The following is a 3,809-nucleotide window of genomic DNA, read 5'->3' on the forward strand; positions in this document are numbered from 1 at the left end:
TCCTCCGCGCGGGCGGCGAGCTCGGCCGCCGCCTCCAGCGCATCGCCAGCCGCCTCCACGTCGCGGGTCCGGGCGGCGAGCCTCTCCACCCCGTCGCGCGCGGCGGATGCGGCCTTGGCGGCCTCCTCGTCGTGGCGGGCACGGGCGCGCGCGGCCTCGGCGATGCGCCGGTCGGCCGACTGGTGGCGCGCGGCGAGGTCGGCCTGCGCCTCGGTCTCGGCGGCGAGCGCGCCCTCCCGTTCGCCGAGCACGTCGTTGGCTTCCGTCGCGGCGGCCTCGGCGGCGGCGAGCGCGTCGTCGTGCCCGGCGGTGGCCTCCGACAGCTCCTCCGCCTCGGTCTCGAGCGCGGCGATGGTGTCGCCCGCGTCAGCGTTCAGCGAGGTTTCCCGCTCGATGTCGCGGCCGAGCTGCACGATCCGCGCCTCGAGCGCCATGACCGCCTGCGCGGCGCGCGTGGCCTCGGCGTCGAGCGCGTCGCGCTCCACCAGAAGGCGCTGGAGGACGGCGGAGGCGATGGCCTCCTCCTCGCGGAGCTGCGGCAGCGCGGCCTCGGCGGCCTCGCGCGCGGCGGCGGCCGACAGCGCCGCCTGCTCGGCGCGACCCGCCTCGGTCAGGGCGGCGCGCAGCACCTCCTCGGCGGCGAGCCTGCCCGCATCCGCGTCGCGCCAGCGCAGCCACATGAGGAGCCCCTCGGCCTGCCGCAGCTCCGCCCCGATCGCGCGGTAACGAGCGGCTTGCCGAGCCTGCCGCTCGAGCGTGGCGAGCTGGCCCGCGAGGCTTTCGAGCACGTCGTCGACCCGCGCGAGGTTCTGCTCGGCCGCGCGCAGCTTCAGCTCCGCCTCGTGGCGGCGCTGGTAGAGGCCCGCGATTCCGGCGGCATCCTCCAGCACGCGGCGGCGGTTCTTCGGCTTGGCGTTGATCAACTCGGCGATCTGCCCCTGGCGGACCAGCGCGGGCGAATGCGCGCCGGTCGAGGCGTCGGCGAAGAGCATCTGCACGTCCCGCGCGCGCACGTCCTTGCCGTTGAGCTTGTAGGCCGAGCCCGCGTCGCGCGTGATTCGCCGCACGATGTCGATCTGGTCGGTATCGTTGAACCCGGCGGGCGCGAGGCGCTGGGTATTGTCGATCTGGATATGGACCTCGGCGAAGTTCCGGGCGGGCCGCGTGGCGGCGCCCGCGAAGATCACGTCCTCCATCCCGTCGCCGCGCATGGCGGTGGGCCGGTTCTCGCCCATCACCCAGCGCAGCGCCTCGAGGAGGTTGGACTTGCCGCAGCCGTTCGGACCGACCACGCCCGTCAGCCCCTCGGCGATCACGAGGTCGGTCGGATCGACGAAGGACTTGAAGCCGTTCAGTCGGAGCCTGTTGAAACGCACGCGCCCTGCCTCGGTGTTTTCGATTCCGTTGATCCGGGAGTGTCCGCCCTCAGCGGACCCCGAGTCAATCGCGGCGCTCCTGCATATCGGCAGAGACTCGCCATTATCCCCAACATATCGCGCATTTTCCTACATCTCGTAGGGTATCTCTCGCGCACTCCTGCACGGAAATCGGCGGAGGTGCGACGATGTGTGCATTGATCCAGCCCGGCAGACATGGCATTTAGTTTGCAAGGTTAAATATCAGAGGTGCATCATGTCACAAGCCGAGAACAAGTATTCGCCGCTCTACTTCCTGGCCTCGCTGGGGGCGGGCGGCCTCGCCGTCACCTTCTTCATGTGGCTGATGTTCTGGGTGCCGCACCCCGACCAGCCGGTGCCGATCTTCGAGAACAACTGGGCCGTGCTGACCGGCGGCAGCCTGATCGAGCAGGCGATGGTACTGGCCGCCATGGCCGGGATCGCGGTCTTCGCGTTCCTGAACGTCAAGCTTCTCGCCTTCAACCTGAAGCGCTTCGCCGCCTTCCGCCGCTCCGAGGGCTACGAGGCCTTCGCCAAGTCGAACGCGGGCTCGCAGGTGCTGGCGATGCCGCTGGCGCTGGCGATGACGGTGAACGTGGGCTTCATCCTCGGCCTCACCTTCGTGCCCGGCCTCTGGGGCGTCGTCGAATACCTCTTCCCGCTCGCGATCATCGCCTTCCTCGCGATCGGCTGGATCGCCTTCCGCGAGCTCGGCCACTTCGTCGGCGCGCGGCTCCAGTCGGGCGGCTTCAACTGCTCGGCCAACAACACCTTCGCGCAGATGCTGCCGGCCTTCGCCCTCGCGATGATCGGCGTCGGCCTCGCCGCGCCCTCGGCCATGTCGGGCAGCGCGCTCGTGGCCGGGACCAGCCTCGTCCTCTCGACGTTCTTCATCGTCGTGGCCGTCGTCCTGGCGCTGATCGTCCTCGTCATGTCGGTCCGCCCGATGCTGGAGAACGGCGTGAACGTCGAGGCGGCGCCGACGCTGATGGTCGTCATCCCGATCATGACCGTCGTGGGCATCGCGCTCCTGCGGCAGAACCACGGGCTCCACGTCCACTTCGACGTCCATGGCGGCGCGGGCGAGACGCTGATGCTGCTGACGAAGCTGCTTTCGGTGCAGGTTGCCTTCGGCCTCTTCGGCCTCGCCGTCCTCAGCCGCGTCGGCTACGTCGCCCGCTTCGTGACGGGGCAGGAGACCTCGGCCGGCTCCTACGCGCTGGTCTGCCCGGGCGTCGCGCTGTCGGTCATGCTGCACTTCTGGCTGAACAAGGGCCTGGTGGCCGCCGACCTCGTGACCAAGTTCTCGGCCGCCTACTGGGCCATCTCGGCCCTCGCCGTGGCCTTCCAGTTCGCCATGATCGTGCTGGTCTGGATGCTGGCGGGCAAGCACTTCCGCAAGGCGCCGCCCGCCGCGCTGGCGACCGCCTGACACAGGGTCCGCGCGTGGCGCGGGTCCCCTCGCCGCCCCCTCACCGGGGCGGCGTCTTTCGTTGCGGACGGAACAATCTCCGCACGGAGTCCCCCGCGATCATTGAGATGAGCGGGGTGCGATGTTACATTCAGGGCAGACCCGGCGCCGGGGTCCGATGCGGCGCGCAACCATGGAGGACACAGTCCTGACCGGACCGACCCAGGCGGTGGCCAGACAGGCCGCCACGGCGCAGACGGCGCCCCGTTACGGCACCCTCACCAGCGACCAGCTGCTCGAGCGTGTGATCGCTTCCCTCGAAGACGACAAGGCTGAGGACATCGTGCGGATCGACCTGCGCGGCAAGTCCTCCATCGCCGACTGGATGGTGGTGGCCTCCGGCCGCTCCTCCCGCCAGGTCGCGGCGATCTCGGAAAAGCTCGTCGAGGCGTTGAAGCAGGATCACGGGATCGGCTGCAAGGTCGAGGGCAAGGATGCCGGAGACTGGGTGCTGATCGACGCGGGCGACGTGATCGTGCACGTCTTCCGCCCCGAGGTGCGCGACTTCTACCAGCTCGAGAAGATGTGGATGCCCGCCGGCGCCGCACGGCAGTAGGCAGGCCGCCCCTTGCGGATACACATCGCGGCGGTCGGGCGCCTGCGCGACGGCCCCGAGCGGGATCTCGTCGACGATTACCTGACCCGCCTCGACCGGACGGGCCGGGCCCTGGGACTGACTTCGGGCGGCGTGATCGAGGTCGAGGACCGCAAGGGCGGCGGTCCCGAGGCCGAGGCACGGCTCCTGCGGAGCGCCATGCCCGACGGCGCGCGGTTCTGGGCGATGGACGAGCGCGGCAAGACGCTCGGCAGCCCGGACTTCGCCGCCGCGCTCGCCCGCGCGAGGGATGCCGGACAGCGCGACCTCTGCCTGGTGATCGGCGGCGCCGATGGAATCGACCTCGCGCTCCGGGCGGAGGCGGACATGGTCCTGTCCTTCGGTC

General features: G+C 70.5%; 4 protein-coding genes. 3 read left to right on the plus strand and 1 reads right to left on the minus strand.

The genetic code is table 11. The annotated features are described in order from the left end of the window. The coding region (locus ACTS11_RS19065) for an AAA family ATPase (RefSeq protein WP_442641870.1) at positions 1-1,376 on the minus strand (1,376 nt) is incomplete at its 3' end. A 256-nt stretch (positions 1,377-1,632) separates the two neighbouring features. On the opposite strand from ACTS11_RS19065, the gene ACTS11_RS19070 reads away from it, so the two are divergent. The 3 genes from ACTS11_RS19070 to ACTS11_RS19080 all read left to right on the plus strand — a co-directional run. Continuing rightward, positions 1,633-2,829 carry a TsoY family (seleno)protein gene (locus ACTS11_RS19070; RefSeq protein WP_442641871.1) on the plus strand — a complete coding sequence of 399 codons (1,197 nt, stop codon included), beginning with the start codon at positions 1,633-1,635 and terminating at the stop codon, positions 2,827-2,829. A 172-nt stretch (positions 2,830-3,001) separates the two neighbouring features. Next, the gene (gene rsfS / locus ACTS11_RS19075) at positions 3,002-3,424 is read left to right on the plus strand and encodes a ribosome silencing factor (RefSeq protein WP_442641872.1); all 423 of its coding nucleotides are present in this window, start codon (positions 3,002-3,004) and stop codon (positions 3,422-3,424) included. A gap of 12 nt (positions 3,425-3,436) precedes the next feature. Next, a partial coding sequence (locus tag ACTS11_RS19080) for a 23S rRNA (pseudouridine(1915)-N(3))-methyltransferase RlmH (protein ID WP_442641873.1) occupies positions 3,437-3,809 on the plus strand: 373 nt, incomplete at its 3' end.

This window comes from Roseicyclus sp., from assembly GCF_052168335.1.
Taxonomy (GTDB): Bacteria; Pseudomonadota; Alphaproteobacteria; order Rhodobacterales; family Rhodobacteraceae; genus Roseibacterium.

What these genes read in the sequence shown, in the direction of transcription:
- rsfS (WP_442641872.1), top strand. Translation starts at nt 3,002, where the DNA reads ATGGAGGACACAGTCCTGACCGGACCGACCCAGGCGGTGGCCAGACAG.
- ACTS11_RS19070 (WP_442641871.1), top strand. Translation starts at nt 1,633, where the DNA reads ATGTCACAAGCCGAGAACAAGTATTCGCCGCTCTACTTCCTGGCCTCG.